Source organism: Streptomyces sp. NPDC006207 (genome assembly GCF_040613835.1).
In the GTDB taxonomy this organism is placed as follows: domain Bacteria; phylum Actinomycetota; class Actinomycetes; order Streptomycetales; family Streptomycetaceae; genus Actinacidiphila.
Genome location: NZ_JBEXSX010000017.1, coordinates 32,259 through 48,042 on the forward strand (window position 1 = coordinate 32,259; position 15,784 = coordinate 48,042).

The 15,784-nt window shown below is 74.2% G+C and carries 9 protein-coding genes; 7 read left to right on the forward strand and 2 right to left on the reverse strand.

Annotation, left to right across the window (positions count from 1 at the left end; genetic code table 11):
• The first annotated feature begins 135 nt into the window (after positions 1-135).
• From ABZ312_RS16065 to ABZ312_RS16075, 3 genes are all read left to right on the forward strand, one after another.
• Positions 136-3,603, forward strand: coding sequence for a phosphodiester glycosidase family protein (locus ABZ312_RS16065; protein WP_500437904.1), 3,468 nt, complete (start codon positions 136-138; stop codon positions 3,601-3,603).
• Positions 3,604-3,772: 169 nt separating this feature from the next.
• Positions 3,773-6,073, forward strand: coding sequence for a SpoIIE family protein phosphatase (locus tag ABZ312_RS16070; protein ID WP_500437905.1), 2,301 nt, complete (start codon positions 3,773-3,775; stop codon positions 6,071-6,073).
• A gap of 325 nt (positions 6,074-6,398) precedes the next feature.
• On the forward strand, positions 6,399-6,704 hold the full coding sequence (locus ABZ312_RS16075) for a hypothetical protein (RefSeq protein ID WP_500323547.1): 306 nt from the start codon (positions 6,399-6,401) through the stop codon (positions 6,702-6,704).
• A 128-nt stretch (positions 6,705-6,832) separates the two neighbouring features.
• On the opposite strand, the gene wrbA is transcribed toward ABZ312_RS16075, so the two are convergent.
• Together wrbA and ABZ312_RS16085 are read right to left on the reverse strand one after the other, a co-directional pair.
• Positions 6,833-7,444: an NADPH-dependent FMN reductase family protein gene (gene wrbA, locus ABZ312_RS16080; protein ID WP_499516111.1), complete on the reverse strand. Its 612-nt coding sequence runs from the start codon at positions 7,442-7,444 to the stop codon at positions 6,833-6,835.
• Positions 7,445-7,592: 148 nt separating this feature from the next.
• Complete coding sequence (locus tag ABZ312_RS16085) at positions 7,593-8,426, reverse strand: LysR family transcriptional regulator (RefSeq protein WP_500323546.1); 834 nt, start codon at positions 8,424-8,426, stop codon at positions 7,593-7,595.
• Positions 8,427-8,570: 144 nt separating this feature from the next.
• On the opposite strand from ABZ312_RS16085, the gene ABZ312_RS16090 reads away from it, so the two are divergent.
• The 4 genes from ABZ312_RS16090 to ABZ312_RS16105 all read left to right on the forward strand — a co-directional run bounded on the left by ABZ312_RS16090 (position 8,571) and on the right by ABZ312_RS16105 (position 15,784).
• Positions 8,571-9,080 carry a nuclear transport factor 2 family protein gene (locus ABZ312_RS16090; RefSeq protein ID WP_500437907.1) on the forward strand — a complete coding sequence of 170 codons (510 nt, stop codon included), beginning with the start codon at positions 8,571-8,573 and terminating at the stop codon, positions 9,078-9,080.
• Complete coding sequence (locus ABZ312_RS16095) at positions 9,080-10,003, forward strand: NADP-dependent oxidoreductase (RefSeq protein WP_500437909.1); 924 nt, start codon at positions 9,080-9,082, stop codon at positions 10,001-10,003. Before ABZ312_RS16090 ends, ABZ312_RS16095 begins: the two co-directional genes overlap by 1 nt.
• A gap of 75 nt (positions 10,004-10,078) precedes the next feature.
• Complete coding sequence (locus tag ABZ312_RS16100; RefSeq protein WP_500437911.1) at positions 10,079-11,089, forward strand: LuxR family transcriptional regulator; 1,011 nt, start codon at positions 10,079-10,081, stop codon at positions 11,087-11,089.
• 150 nt (positions 11,090-11,239) lie between these two features.
• The gene (locus ABZ312_RS16105; protein WP_500437913.1) at positions 11,240-15,784 is read left to right on the forward strand and encodes a S8 family serine peptidase; all 4,545 of its coding nucleotides are present in this window, start codon (positions 11,240-11,242) and stop codon (positions 15,782-15,784) included.

Below are 15,784 nucleotides of genomic sequence, written 5' to 3' on the forward strand. Positions count from 1 at the left end.
AGCAGCTCACAGGGCCGGCGGTGACGGATGTTCACCTTGCACATCCCGGATGACCACCCGTTTATCGGCACTGCGACACCGACGGCACATCAACTGAACGGCGACCACCGCCCCAACAGGGAAAGAAGTCAGCAAGTGCCGTTCCCCCTCCAGCCCGCCGTCCCGAGCCCGCGTTCCGCGGCACGACGCGGTGCCGCCGTGCTCGCCCTGGCCACCGCGCTCAGCATCGGCGCCGGGATGATGACGACCGCCCAGGCGTTCGCGCCCGAACAGCTCGTGTCGGCGCCCGCGGGCGCGACGGAGCCGGGCAGCTCCGGCCACGGACTCATCCCGAGCACCCCCGGCGAGTCGATCGTCACCCGTGAGACCCGCACGCCGATCGCGCCCGGGCTGAACCTGACCCGCTTCGACCGTTTCGAGACCGACGGCTGGGTCCGGGGGCAGGTGCTCGTCGCGGACCTCGCCGAGGACCGGCTCAGCGTGGACCACATATCCTCCGGCACGGTCACCGGGAAGTCCCGGGTGACCGAGCAGGCCCGGCGCACCGGCGCCGTCGCCGCCGTCAACGGCGACTACTTCGACATGAACGACACCGAGGCCCCGGTCGGCGCGGCGGTGTCGCGCAAGGACGGCCTGGTCAACTCGCCCACCGAGGGCCGCAACCAGACCGTCGCCATCGGCGCGGACGGTCTCGGCCGGCTCGCCCAGGTGTTCCTGGAGGGCGACGTCACGGTCGGCGGGACGGAGCACCTGAAGCTGTCCGGGGTCAACTCCCCCGTCCTGGCGGCCGGCGGGATCGGGCTCTTCACCGACCAGTGGGGGGTCTCCCCGCGCACCAAGCCGGTCAGCGGTGCGGACCGGGTCACCGAGGTCCGGCTGCGCGACGGCAAGGTCACCGAGGTGCGCGCCTCCGTCGGCAGCGGCCCGATCCCCGCGGGCACCAGCGTGCTGCTCGGCCGGGAGGCGGGCGCCGACGCGCTCGCCGGGCTCGCGCCGGGCGACGCCGTCACCGTCGCCTACAAGCCGCGCGCCGACTTCGGCGACGTCGCGGTCGCGGTGGGCGGCGGCCAGGTCCTCGTCGCGGACGGCACGGTCAAGCACCACACGGACGGCGACACCGTCACCGCCACCTCCCGCACCAGCGTCGGTTTCTCCGCCGACGGGCGCACCATGTACCTGGTCGCCATCGACGGCAAGCAGACCGACAGCCGCGGCATGGACCTCAACGAGCTCGGCGCCTTCATGAAGGCCCTCGGCGCCCGGAACGCCCTGAACATGGACGGCGGCGGTTCCACCACCATGGCCGCCCGGCTGCCGGGCGAGAGCACGACGGGCCTGGTCAACAGCCCGTCGGACGGTTCGGAGCGGCAGGTCGCCAACGGCCTGGGCCTGTTCGCCGCGCCCGGCTCGGGCGCGGTCCGCGGCTTCCGCGTGCGGCCCGCGCTCACCGCGGACGGTTCGGAGAAGGTCTTCCCCGGGCTGCACCGCACCGTGCGGGCGCTCGCCCACGACGAGACGTACGCGCCGGTGCCGGCCGGACGGGTGCGGTGGCAGGGCGACGGCAGGGTGACCGTCCGCTCCGGGCACGACGGATCCGCCGTCGTCACCGGCAGGCGCTCGGGCACCGCCCGGGTGACGGCATCCTCCGGTCACCGCGCCACGGGTTCGGCGGAGCTGACCGTGCTCGCCCCCGCGGTGCGGATCGCGCCGGGCAGCAGCCTGGTGGCCCTCGACGGCCTGGACGACACCGCCCGGCTGACCGTCACCGGTTACGACGCGCTCGGCGACTCCGCCCCGATCGACGCGTCCGACGTCAAGGTCACCGGCGGCGACGGGGTCGTCTCGGTGCTGCCCGCGGACGACGCGACCTTCACCGTGCGCGGCCTGACCGACGGCGCGTCCACCACCTTGCACCTGACGGTCGGGAAGCTGACCACCGACGTCGCCGTCACCGTGGGCCTCGCCGAGAAGTCGTTCGCGGACCTGTCGGACGCGGCCTCCTGGACCTCCGCGAACGACCGGGCTCCCGGCGGCTCCGTCACCCCGGCCGAGGGCCACGACGGCACCCCCGGCCTGAAGCTGACGTACGACTTCACCCGGTCGACGGCCACCCGCGGCCAGTACGCCGTGCCGCCGCAGCAGATCCAGCTGCCCGGCCAGCCGCAGGCCGTCACCATGTGGATCAACGGCGACGGCAACGGCGAGTGGCCGCGCCTGCAGTACCGCACGGCCGCCGGTGTGACCGCCAACCTGGACGGCCCCACCATCACCTGGACCGGCTGGCGCAAGGTCGAGTTCCCTGTGCCCGTGGGCACCCCCTACCCGCTGACGTTCCAGCGGGTGCGGCTGCTGGAGACCAGCGCCGCCCGCTCCTACACCGGGGCCGTCACCGTCAGCGACCTGCGGGTCAAGGTGGCCCCCGACGTGGAGCTGCCCGTGCAGCCCCGGGTCGAGGACCCGGTGGTCGTCACCAACGGCACCGTCGACGGCCGTCCGCTGCGCGTGGCCGTGATGTCCGACGCCCAGTTCGTCGCCCGTGACCCGGGCAGCCCGCTGGTCGCCGCGGCCCGCCGGACCCTGGAGGAGATCGCCGCGGCCAAGCCCGATCTGCTGGTCATCAACGGCGACCTCGTCGACGAGGGCTCCCCGGCCGACTTCGCACTCGCCCGCACGCTGCTCGACGAGTTCGACGCCCGCACCAAGGGCACCGTCCCGTGGCACTACGTGCCGGGCAACCACGAGGTGATGGGCCCCGGGAACACCTCCAACTTCAAGGCCGCCTTCGGTGACACCACGTCGGTCTTCGACGTCGAGGGCACCCGCTTCATCACCCTGGACTCCTCCAGCGGCACCCTGCGCGGCGGCGGCTTCGCCCAGCTCCAGACGCTGCACGACCAGCTCCGCGACGCGGCCGCCGACCGTTCCGTCAGCGGTGTCGTGGTGTTCGAGCACCACCCGGCCGAGGACCCGCTGCCGGACAAGGCCAGCCAGCTCGGTGACCGCAAGGAGGCCGCCCTGGTCGAGCAGTGGCTCGCCGACTTCCGGGCCGAGGGCCACAAGTCCGCCGCGTTCGTCGCCGGCCACGTCGGCGCCTTCTCCGCGACGCGGATCGACGGCGTCCCGTACCTGGTGAACGGCAACTCCGGCAAGAATCCGGCGAGCACGCCCGACAACGGCGGCTTCACCGGCTGGACGATGCTGGGCATCGACCCGCGCCACGGCCGGGTCACCGACCCCTTCGACGTCCCCTCCGGTGACTCCGGGACCTGGCTGCGCGCCGAGGTGCACGCCCGCACCGACGCGGTGGACATGGTCGCCCCGGCCACGCTCACCGTCGGCGGCGTGGGTCACGCCTCGGCGAACCTCACCCAGGACGGGACCCGTACCGTCCCGGTGGCCTGGCCGGTCGGCGCCGCATGGTCCGGCAGCCGCGTCGACGTGGCCGGCGCCGACGACGGGCACGGGCACCACGACGGGGCGCCCGTCATCGCCTACGACCCGGCCACCTCGACGGTCAAGGGGCTGCGCACCGGCACCGCGGTGCTCCGCGTGACCGTCAACGGCGTGACCACCGAGAGGACGATCACGGTACGCCGCGGCTGAGCGCCGGCACCCGGCCCTTCCGGGCGCGTCCCGTACCGGGGAGCGCCGCCCGGAAGGGCCGTGCCATGTCCGGCGGCGGTACGGGCTGAGCCGATCGGCGGAGCTGTCGCGCGGACGGGCCTGCCGCCGGGACGGGACGGGCAGGCATGGAGCCGGAGGTGCGTGGTCCATGCCCAGCGGTGACGTGCTGCTCCTCGTCGACGAGGACGGCCGGGTGGTCGAGTGGGGACGTCCGGCCGAGGAGCTGTTCGGGTGCGCCGCCGAGGAGGCCGTCGGCCGGTCCCTGGGCGCGCTCCTGCGCGGGATCGCCGCGGACGCCGGACGTCCGCGCGCCGGGTTCCCCGGCGGCGTCGCGGTACGGGTCGAGCCGGTGCTGCGCGGCACCTCGGTGCTGTGGCGCGTGCGCGCCGCGGTGGACACGGCCCTGTCGGAACAGGACGTGGCGATCCTGAAGGCCGTCTTCACCGACTCCCCCATGGAACTGCTCGTCCTCGACCGGCGGTTGCGCGTGATCCGGATGAGCGCCGGCGTCACCGCGGCGGGTGGCGCGCGGGCGGGGAACCCGCTGGGCCGGCACTTCACCGAGGTGTACGACCTCGCCGGCCCCGAGGTGGAGGCGGATGTGGCGCGGCAGGTCCTGGAGAGCGGGGAACCGGTCCTGAACCGGCTCGCCTACGGCCCCGGGTCACCGGACCGGCGCAGGTGCCGCATGCGCTCCGTCTGCTACTTCCGCCTGGAGGACTCCCGGGGCGACGTGCTCGGGCTGGTGGCGTCCGCGGTCGACGTCACCGACCGGGAGAAGGCACGGGGCCGCCTGGACCTTCTGGAACAGGTGCGCGCACAGGTGGGGCACGTGCCCAACGTGGGCCTCGTCTCGCGGGAACTGGTGGACGCGGTCGTGCCCGTCTTCGCCGACACGGCCGTCGTCGAGATGGTCGACGAGGTCGTCCGCGGGGAGGAACCGCCCAAGGTGCCGGTGCACCAGGACGTTCCCCTGCGTCGGGCCGCGTTCCGGGGCCGCCTGTCGGCGTACCCGGTCGGAGAGGTGCGTCCCCTCCCGCCCGGCACCCCGTTCACGGACGCCCTGTCCGACGCCAGGGCCCGCTTGGTGCCGATCGACGATCACACCCCGTGGCTGGCCACCGACCCGGCCCGGACGGACGCCATTCTGGGAGCCGGCGCCCACTCCCTGATCGTGGCCCCGCTGACGCTGCGCGACCAGGCCCTGGGCGTGGTCAGCTTCTACCGCGAACAGGACCGGGAGCCCTTCGACGAGGACGACCTGGCAGTGGCCTCCGCCGTGTGCGCGCACGCCGCCCTCTCCATCGAGAACGCCCGGCAGTACATGCGCGAGTGGATCATCGCCTCGACCCTTCAGCGCCGGTTGCTCCCCGGACAGCCCGCGGGACGGCCCACCGTGGAGGTCGCCCGGCTGCACCAGCCCGGTGTGGAGGGCGGCGGCGCGTGGTCCGACGCGATCCCGCTGCCCGGCGCACGGACCGCGCTGGTCGTCGGGGACGTGGCCGGGCGGGGGATCGTCGCGGCCATCACGATGGGGCTGGTCCGGACGGCCCTCCACACCCTCGCCGCCCTGGACCTGCCCCCGGACGAGCTGCTGGCCCGGCTGAGCGAGACCGCCTCCCGCCTCGCCGCGGCGTCCGCCGCACTGCCGCAACTGGACTTCGAGCCGATCGACATCGGCTGCGCCATCGCGGTGTACGACCCGGTGGAACTCACCTGCACCGTCGCCCGGGCAGGCCTGCCGGAGCCGGTCGTCGTCCTCCCCGACGGCACCTCGGCCACCCTGGCCGTCCCCGCGGGTCCCCTGCTCAGCGGACAGGACAACGCCCCTTTCCCCGCGACCACCGTCGGCCTCCCTCCGGGAAGCACCCTGGCCATGGCGACGACCTCGTTCGCGGAGCGGGTCCTGGCGCCGTCCGCGCCGCTGCGGCCGCTGCTGGACGGCGCGGGCGCCCGGCCCCTGCCGGAGGTGCGCGACGCCATCGGGTCGGCGTCCACCGGCACGGACGCGGGCGAAGAATCGGTGCTGCTGCTCGCCCGTACGCGGGCGCTGCCCGCGGACCGGGTGCTGACCTGCGCGCTGCCGCCCGGCGCCGAGGCGGCACCGATCGCCCGCGCGGCGGCTCGCCGGCAGCTGGCGGCCTGGGGCGTGGCGGAGGAGACGGCGTTCACCACCGAGCTGATCGTCAGCGAGTTCGTCGGCAACGCGGTGCGGTACGGCACTCCACCCCTGCGCCTGCGCCTGGTCCTCGAGCAGATGCTGACCTGCGAGGTCAGCGACACCGGCCCCGGCGCCCCGCACGTGAAGCACGCGCGCACCGTCGACGAGAACGGCCGGGGGCTGTTCATCATCGCGGGCCTCGCCGACCAGTGGGGCGTCCGCTACCGGGCCCAGGGCAAGACGGTGTGGGCCCAGCAGCCGGTCGGACCACCCACGGACGGCCGCTGAGTCCGGCGGACGCCCGTCACCCCTGCCCGGGCCGCGGCTCGTGGTGGTCGAGGGCGGTAGCCACATGGACTTCTACGACGTACCGAAGTACGTCGACCGCGCGGTCTCCGAGGCCGTTCCCTTCTTCCGGGAGCACCTGTCCGGCCCCGGAAGGGGGCGGGACTGAGGCCCCTCCGGACGGTGGCGGGGAATGTTCCCCGGATGGGGGGAGGACTTTGTCCCCTTTTCGCCGAGCTCCCGCCGTGTCACCGTGAAGTCTCGTCGCCCACCGGCGACGCGACGCATGCCGATGGACCTCAGCAGCCGAGGAGCAGGGAAACCCGCCATGTCCAGCACCGGAGACCGTCACGGGGGGACCGCCGACGTCCGCGGGGACGGCGGCTGCGCGGACCAGGACCGGTGGTTCGTGGGCTTCCGCTTCCGCACGCCCCAGGGCTCCGTCGGCCGGCAGTTCTTCGTCGTCGGCGAGGCGGACGACGCCGAGGACGCGGTGGCGATCGCGCTGGCGCGGGCCTCGCTCCCCCGGTCCCGCGCCGCACGTGAGGACGACGCCGAGATCGACGGTGTCGAGGTGCGCCGCCTGCGGTGGGATCCGCTGGGGTGGGTGTACCTCAGCAATCCCTGCGCCTGACGCGGCGCGGGTACGGGGTACGGGTACGGGTCGGCGGCGCCTCCGGCACGACAGGAGGAGGCGCCGCCGAGTGGATGGACGGCGCACCCGTGAACGTCCGTCTCAGCGGGTGCGCCGTCGGCTCGGGGTCAGCCCGCGAGGCCGCGGTTCAGCGCGGCGGTGAGCTTGATGACGCGCTCGGTCTGGATGCGGGCGGCGGTGCGGGTGGTGTCGTTGACGGGGTTGTTGCCCTGGGCGTCCACGTGGGAGGTGCCGTAGGGGTTGCCGTCGACGAACTTGGCGGGGTCGGTGTAACCGGGGGTCACGACGATGCCGCCGAAGTGGTGGATGGAGTTGTACAGGGCGAGGAGGGTCGACTCCTGGCCGCCGTGCGAGGTGGCGGTGGAGACGAAGCCGCTGTAGACCTTGTCGGCCAGCTTGCCCTGCGCCCACAGGCCACCGAGGGTGTCGATGAACTGCTTGAGCTGCGAGGACATGTTGCCGAAGCGGGTGGGGGTGCCGAAGATCACGGCGTCGGCCCACTCGACGTCAGCGGGGGTGGCCACGGGGACGTCGGCGGTGGCGGCGTGGTTGGCGGCCCAGGCGGGGTTGGAGTCGATCGCCGCCTGCGGGGCGAGCTCCGCTGCCTTGAGCAGGCGGACCTCGGCGCCGGCCTTCTCCGCGGTCTCGGCCATCTCCTTCGCGATCTCGGTGATGGTGCCGGTGGAGGAGTAGTAGACGATCGCGAGCTTGATCGACAAGGTGGTTCCTTTCAGGGAGGACCTTCCCCGCGATTCGGGGTTGCGTGGTCCAGGGACACCGCGGCCCGTGAGGGCGGGCCGCGCTTCACTGGTTGAAGAATAAACAACATTGGGGCACCCCTGTCCACCGGCCACCGTGCGACGAATGTCACGCCGGCCGGTCCCCCAGTCCGCGAACGCCCGCCCCGCGAACGCCCGCCATGCTCCGCGCGGTACGGGCGAAGGCGGCGACCTCCGGGCGCCCGGCCTGCCGGGGCCAGGCCAGCGCCAGCGTCGTCGCGGGCAGGTCCACGACCGCGACCGCGACCACGTCCCGGGTCAGACGGTCCGCGGCGGCCGAGCCGACGACGGTGACCAGCCGGCCCAGCGCCACCCGGTCGACGATCTCGTCGAGACCCACCGGCGGGCACTCCTCCCGGAAGGCGGGATCCTCGCGCAGCTCGGCGGTGGTCACCTCACCGCGGGCGGCGAGCCGGTGCCCGCGCGGCAGCAGCACGACGGGCAGTTCCTCCGCCACGTCGGCCGTCCCGAGGCCGGTCAGGTCGTCGCTGCCGACGCACAGCAGCGCGACGTCGGCCGTGCCGTCGCGCAGGGCGCCGACCCGGTCGTAGGTGAAGACGAGCTCCGGGGCGGCGCCCTTGTACGACCTGACCAGCTCCGCCAGCAGGCCCGAACCCGTACCGGGCCGTACCGCCAGGGTGAGCCGGGCCGGTGCGGCCGCCCTCCGGGCGCGCTCCACGGCCCCGTCCAGCTCCCGCAGCAGCCGCCGGCACTCGTCCAGGAGGACCTCGCCCGCGGGGGTCAGCGCGACGCGGCGGCTGGTCCGCTCCAGCAGCCGGACCCCCATGCGGCGCTCCAGGCGTGCGATCGCCCGCGACAGTGGCGGCTGCGCGATGCCAAGACGCTCCGCCGCGCGGCTGAAGTGCAGCTCCTCGGCCACGGCCACGAAGTACTCCAGCTCACGAGTCTCCAGGCGATCCATACCTCCAGAGTATCGCCGCATGTCAGAAGCGTCATGGCTCCCCCGCGCGGCCCCTGGTCCACTGGGACGGAACGCACGCCCGACGGCTCGGGGGGCCGCTCCGGTGCCCGAGTCGCGGGAAGAGAAGAAAGGGAGCCATCACACATGAGCAGCGAGGAGCGCACGGAGCGCGATGTCCGGGAGGTCCGGGAGGTCCTGGCCCGCTACGTCCGCGCCACGGACCGACGGGACGGCAAGGGCCAGGGAGCCCTGTTCACCGACGACGCCGTCGTGCAGATCTACGCCAGGACCGGTACCGCCGGCCACGAACCCGTCGGCGAGCCCCTCATCGGCGGGGCGGCCGTGGCCTACGCGGTCGAGCACTACATGGCGCCGCACCCGGAGGGTGGTGCCGGCCACCACGTGACCGCCGACCACCTCGTCGAGGTCGACGGCGACCGCGCCCACATGAACGCCCAGTTCGTCGTCTTCCGGACGCGCGCAGCCGCGCCACCCGCCGGCGGGTGGCCCGCGGGCGCCTTCGGCGCACAGGGCACGGTGGAACCGGTCGAGTCCGGCTACTACGACACCGCCCTGCACCGGGTGGACGGCGTGTGGAAGATCGTCCACCACCGCGTCCTGATGGACATGCCGATCGCCCTCCCGGGGGCGTGATGCGGGCCGTGGTCTACCGCCGCTACGGCGGCCCCGAGGTGCTGGAGCTCACCGAACTCCCCACGCCCAGGGCCCATGTCGACTCGGTGCTGGTCCGGGTGCGCGCGGCGGCGCTCAACCCCGCCGACCTGGCACTCCAGGCGGGAGCGCTCGACTCCGCCGTCGACACGTACTTCCCCGTCGTCCCGGGCTGGGACATCGCGGGCGTGGTGGAGCACGCCGGGCCCGCCGCCCCGGAGTTCGCCCCGGGCGACGAGGTCATCGGGTACATCCGCGGCGACGTGCAGCGCGCGCACGGCGGACTGGCCGAGCTGGTCGCCGCCGACGTGCGCACCCTGGTGCACAAGCCCGAAGGGATGGGCTTCGCCGAGGCCGCCGGACTGCCGCTCGCGGGGCTCACCGCCCATCAGGCGGTGGTGCGCGCGCTGGACGTCCGGCCGGGCGAGACCCTGCTCGTGCACGGCGCGGGCGGCGGCGTCGGCTCCCTCGCGGTCCAGATCGCGCTGGCCCGGGGCGCCCGGGTCATCGGCACCGCCTCCCCCGCCGACCAGGGTCACCTGCGCTCACTCGGGGCGGAACCCGTCGCCTACGGACAGGGGGCCGCCGCACGGGTACGGGAACTGGCACCGCGCGGAGCCGACGCGGTGCTCGACACCGCCGGTGGCGGCACCCTCGCCGCGACGGCGGACGCCGCCCGTACGGGGGCCCGGGTGGCCTCCGTCGCGGAGACCGGGCTGCCGGGGGTCGTACCGGTCTTCTGCCGCCTCGACCGGGCGGACCTCGCCGCGCTGGTGGTGCTCGCCGAGGCCGGGAGGCTGTCCGTGCGGGTCGCCGCCTCCTACCCGCTGGAACGCGCGGCCGACGCCCAGCGCCTGCTGGCCGCGGGCGGCTCCCGGGGCAAGGTGGTCGTCGACGTCACCTGACCCACGGCTTTGAAGTTGCCGCCTGTTCTTGGTTCGATCTCGTCGGCGACGTGGACGGCAGGAATGGATGCTCTCGTGGAGAATGACGCACCGCTCGCGTGGGTCGGGGTGGACACGGTGGCGGAGCGGGCCTACCGCCTCCTGCTGTCCCGCGACAGCACGACCGTCGACGACGTGGTCGCCGCCGTCGGCGTCACGCCGGACGAGGGGCTGGCGGTCCTCGAGCAGCTCCACCACGCGGGGCTGATGAGCCGCCGCTCCTCGGGCGAGTTCTTCACGGTGGACCCCCGGCACGCGCTGCGCGCGCTCGTCGAGTCGCGCGAGCGCCAGCTGGCCGCGGTGCGCGAGGCGGCCGGCCCGCTCGGGGTGCTCTTCGACGCGGCCAGGAGGGCCAGGGACGGCGGTCCCGGCACCGCCGTGATCAGCGGCCTGGAGGCCGTCGGGGACCGCTACTACCGGCTCAAGCAGACCGCGCGGACCGAGCTGTGCGCCCTGGACCGCCCGCCGTTCCTGCTCGCCCCGAACGAGCCGCTCGACGAGGCGGCGGTACGGCGGGGCGTGCGGGTGCGGGCGGTCTACGCCGCCGCCAGCTTCGAGGCCGACGGCGGGTGGCAGGAGCTGGGCAGCCTCGTGTCGCGCGGGGAGGAGGCCAGGGTCGTGCCGGCGCTGCCGATCAAGCTGGCGATGGCCGACCGGTCGGCAGCGATGGTGTCGCTGAGCCTGTCGGTCGGGAGCGCCGAGTACCTGTACACCGAATCGCCGCCCTTGCTGGAGGCCTTGGGTGAATTCTTCGAGAAGTACTGGGCCGCCGCCTCCCCGTTGACCGGTGAGCCGGGATCCGGCACCCTGCCGACGGCGGGCCCGGGGGATCCGGCGGACGCAGCGGACGGGTCCCGCACGCCGACCGACGAGGAACGGAACCTGCTCGCGCTCTTCGCGGCCGGCGTCAAGGACGAGGCGATCGCCCGCCAGCTGGGCATGTCGCCCCGGACGCTGCGCCGCAGGATCCAGGACCTGTTCACCGAACTCGGCGCCACCAACCGGTTCGGCGCGGGCGTCGCCGCGGCCCGCCGCAACTGGATCTGACCGGAAGGCGGTGGCCCCTTCTGGCCACTGGCCGGTTTCGGCAGCGCAGGACGTTGGTCACCAAAGGATCACCCGGCTAGAACTTGTGTGCGCCCGAACGGCGTTCCATCCGGCCGGGCTGTCCGGCCACCCCCTGATGAAGGAGCTTTGGTGGCACCACCTGCCCATCCGCCTGCGCGCCGGTCGGCGATACCGCGGTCACTCGCGGCCCTCGTCGCCGGCGTCAGCCTGACGGTCCTCACCGCGGCCGCCCCGGCACCGGCCGTCGCGGCCCCGGTCCCCACGCCACCCGCCGGCCCGGCGCCGTTCGCCGCGCACGACCCGGGAAACGGCGAACCGCCGTCCGCCGGGCGGTACATCGTCACCCTGCGCGAGCCGGCCGCGGCGACGTACACCGGCGGCGTGGCCGGCAAAGCCCGCACGGCCCCCCGCGAGGGCGAAGGCCTGAAGGCCGGCTCCGCCCCCGTCCGCGCCTACCGCACCTACCTGCGCGAGCGTCAGGACGACGCGGCCAAGACGGTCGGCGCCCGCGTGATCTCCTCGTACTCCGCCGCGCTCAACGGCTTCACGGCCGAGCTCCAGCCGCGGCAGGTCGAGGCGTTGCGCGCCGACCCCACGGTGGTGTCGGTCGTCAAGGACGACCTGCGCAAGCCGCTGGCCGCCGTCAACTCGACGGACTACCTGGGCCTCAGCGGGAAGAGCGGGGTGTGGGCCGCCAACGGCGGCGTCGCAGGTGCCGGCAAGGGCGTGGTCGTCGGTGTCGTCGACACCGGCATCGCCCCGGAGAACCCCTCGTTCGCCGGTGCGCCGCTCGGTACGGCGCCCGGTCAGGAGCCGTACCTGGACGGCTCCGTGGTCACCTTCCGCAAGGCGGACGGCGGGACCTTCACCGGCACCTGCACCGCGGGCGTCCAGTTCACCGCCGCGGACTGCTCCACCAAGCTGGTGTCCGCGCGCTACTTCGTCGACAACTTCGGCGCCACCCACATCGGCGGCCCCTCGGTCGGCGAGTACCTGTCGCCGCGGGACGGCGAGGCGCACGGTTCGCACACCGCCAGCACGGCGGCGGGTGCCAACGGCGTCGCCGCCGACCTCGGCGGCGTGCCGATGGGCCCGGTCTCCGGTGTCGCGCCGGCCGCCAAGGTGGCGGCGTACAAGGCCTGCTGGAGCGGCCCCGACGCGAAGGACACCACGGACGACGGCTGCGCCACCGGTGACCTGCTGGCCGCGATCGACGCGGCCGTCGCCGACAACGTCGACGTGATCAACTACTCCATCGGCTCGGCCGGCGGCGCCCTCACCACCGACTCGGTCGTGGACGAGGCGTTCCGCAACGCCGCTGCGAGCGGCATCTTCGTCGCCACCGCCGGCGGCAACTCCGGCCCCGGCGACAGCACCGTCGACAACGCCTCGCCGTGGATCACCACCGCGGCGGCGAGCACCATGCCGACCCGCGAGGCCACGGTGGAGCTCGGCGACGGCCAGAACGTGCTCGGCGCGTCCGTCTCGCTCCCGGCGGACGGCCGCAAGGTGACTGGCCCGCTGGTCGCCGCCTCGGGCGCCGGGACCGCGATCTCCGTCCGGCCGCAGCTGTGCGGTCCCGACAGCCTGGACGGCGCCAAGGTCAAGGGCGCGATCGTGCTGTGCGAGCGCGGCACGTACGACCGGGCGGCCAAGTCGGCCGAGGTGAAGCGTGCGGGCGGCATCGGGATGGTCCTGGTGAACCCCTCGCCGGACTCGACGGACCTCGACACCCACGCCGTCCCGACGATCGCCGTCGACGCGGACGGCTACGACGCGCTGGTCTCGTACGCCGCCACCGACGCGCCCACGGCGACCCTGGTGGACGGCAACCCGCACCGGCTGGCGTCGGCGGCGGTCCCGCAGATCGCCGGGTTCTCCTCGCGCGGCCCGGTCCAGGCCGACGGCGGCGACCTGATCAAGCCCGACCTGGCGGCACCGGGTGTGGCCGTCCTCGCCGACGGCGCCAACGCCGCCGGTGGGCGGCCGAGCTTCACCTTCATGTCGGGCACCTCGATGGCGTCCCCGCACGTGGCCGGTCTCGGCGCGCTCTACCTCGGCCTGCACCCGCAGGCGACCCCGGCCGAGATCAAGTCCGCGCTGATGACCACCACCCGGCCCACCGTGACGGGCGCGGGGGATGCGTCGGAGGACGTCTTCGCCCAGGGCAACGGCCAGGTGGACGCGACCCGTTACCTGCACCCCGGGCTGCTGTACCTGAACGGTCCCGACGACTGGGCGCGGTACGTCGCCGCCGTCAAGGGCGACCGCACGGCGCCCGCCCCGTCCGACCTCAACCTGGCGTCGATCGGCGTCGGTTCGCTGGCGGGCCGGCAGACCGTGACCCGCACCGTGACGTCGACGGGGGCCGGCACCTTCACCGCCGACCCCGTGCGGATCCCGGGCGTGGACACCGTCGTCGAGCCACGGTCCCTGACCTTCACCGGGGCGGGGCAGTCCAGGACGTTCAAGGTGACGTTCACCCGGACCACCGCGCCGCTGGGCGAGTACGCCACGGGGTACCTCACCTGGCGCGCCGGTGAGCAGAGCGTGCGCAGCGCGCTCGCCGTACGACCGGTGACCCTGGTGGCGCCCACGGCGGTCGCCGCTTCGGGCGGCACCGGCCGGACCACCGTGACCCTCAAGGGCGGCGAGGACCGCGACGTGCCGCTGGACCTCACCGGGCTCTCCCGCGGCCTGCGGGTCCAGGACTCAGGAACGGTCGGCGGACCCGCGCGGACCCACGTCGTGGAGGTGCCGGCCGGGACGGAGCACGCCCGCTTCGCCCTCGACGCGGCCGACGACTCGGCCGACCTGGACCTGTCGGTGTACCGGCTCAACGAGTACGGCGACACGTCGCTGGTCGACCGGGCGGCCACCGAGTCCGCCGACGAACAGCTCGACCTGGAGGACCCCGAGCCCGGTCTGTACGAGGTCGAGGTGGACTTCTTCGCCGGGTCCGGACCGCTCGACTTCACGGTGACCAGCTTCGCCCTGGGCGACGAGGGCGCGGAGGGCTCGTTCACCGCGCAGCCCGCCACGGCGGCCCTGCACGCGGGCGGCACCACCCCGGTCACCCTGTCCTGGAAGGGCCTGCGGGCCGGAGCGGTGTACCTCGGCCGCGTCACGTACGGGGACACCGGACGGACCACGTACGTGACCGTCACCGGTGACCCGCGTACCGGCCCGCCCGGTGGTTCCCCCGGCGCCCGGCCCACGGTCGCCGTCAAGCCCGCCTACGCCGTGCCGGGCCAGTCCGCCGTCGTCGTGGCGAAGGACCTGACCCCGGCCGTCGACTTCCAGATCCGGGTGAAGGGCAGCGGCCGGGTCCTGGCGACCGGACGCACCACCGACGACGGCGGCGTGGGCCGTCTCGTCACCCTCCCGGCCGACATCGCCACCGGGAAGCAGACCCTGGAGGTCAGGTACGGCGGCCGGAGCGCGGGCGGCTCCTTCACCGTCGCCAAGCTGGTCCTGGGCGACGCCGAGCACTCCGACGCCCACGCCTTCGACGGCAACCCGCTGGCCGCGATGACCACGGCCGTCAAGGGCAAGGGCACGGTGCGCATCACCGTCCGCGGCGCCTCCGGCACCTACCTGGACCGGACGCTCGCCGTCGACGCGGGCGAACTGCCCTGGTACGCCTGGAAGTCCGACCCGGTCGAGACCAGGCCGGGGAAGCTCACCGCCACCCTCGCCGTGGTTGAAGGCCACGGCCGCACCGGGCAGACCAAGTCGGTGACCTGGACGCCCACCGCCGTCAAGGCGAGCACCGCGTCCATCACCGAGGACCGCGCCACGGCGCACACCGCGCAGGTGAGCTACACCAACAATTCGGAGGTGCCGGTCTTCCCGACGCTGCGCTACAAGCTGACCAACGGCGACCTGGTCCTCGCCACGCTGCAGACCGATCCCGAGGACACGTTCACCCGCTCCTACGACACGACCGGGGTGGACCGCCTCGACCTCGTGCTCGACGGGACGACCGTGGCCACGTACCGGAACAAGGACCGTGCCGGGCGCACCGGCCGGCCCGCGATGGTGGAGCCGTTCTACGCGACCTTCCGGCGCGGCACCCCGGCGAAGCACCACGGCGGCCCCGCGCCGCTGAGGATGACGGTGACCAACCGTCCCGCGGCGTACAGCGGGGGATTCGCCCTGACCGTCGGCGAGGGCCCGGAGATCTACGCGGGCAGCTCGCTCCTCCTCGACGAGCGCATCCCCACCACGCGCAGCCCGCAGGAGGGGGCGCCGATCTCCCGGACCGTCACGGTGCCCGCCGGGCGGCCGCTGTGGGCCACCGCGTACTACGAGATCCAGGGCCCGATCTTCCAGGCCCTGGCGGTGCGGCGGATCCTCGTGCCGCCGGTGGACGGGGACGACCTCGAACCGGTGCACGGCTCCGGGTCCCGGTCGCCGTTCGTGGTCGACACCATGCCCCGGGAGGCGGCCGCCGGTTCCACGGCGTCGGTCACCGCGGCCGGCCTGTCGTCGCGTGAACGGTTCACCGTGCGGCTCGACGGCCGGGTCGTCGGCTCCGGCCGCGCGACGGCCGCGGGCTTCGCCCACGCGTTCGTCACGGTCCCGCACGGTCACGGACGGACGCTGACGGTACGGGTGACCGGAACCGGTGCGGGCCGTTCGGGCGAGACCGTGCTCGGCGTCTCCGGCTGA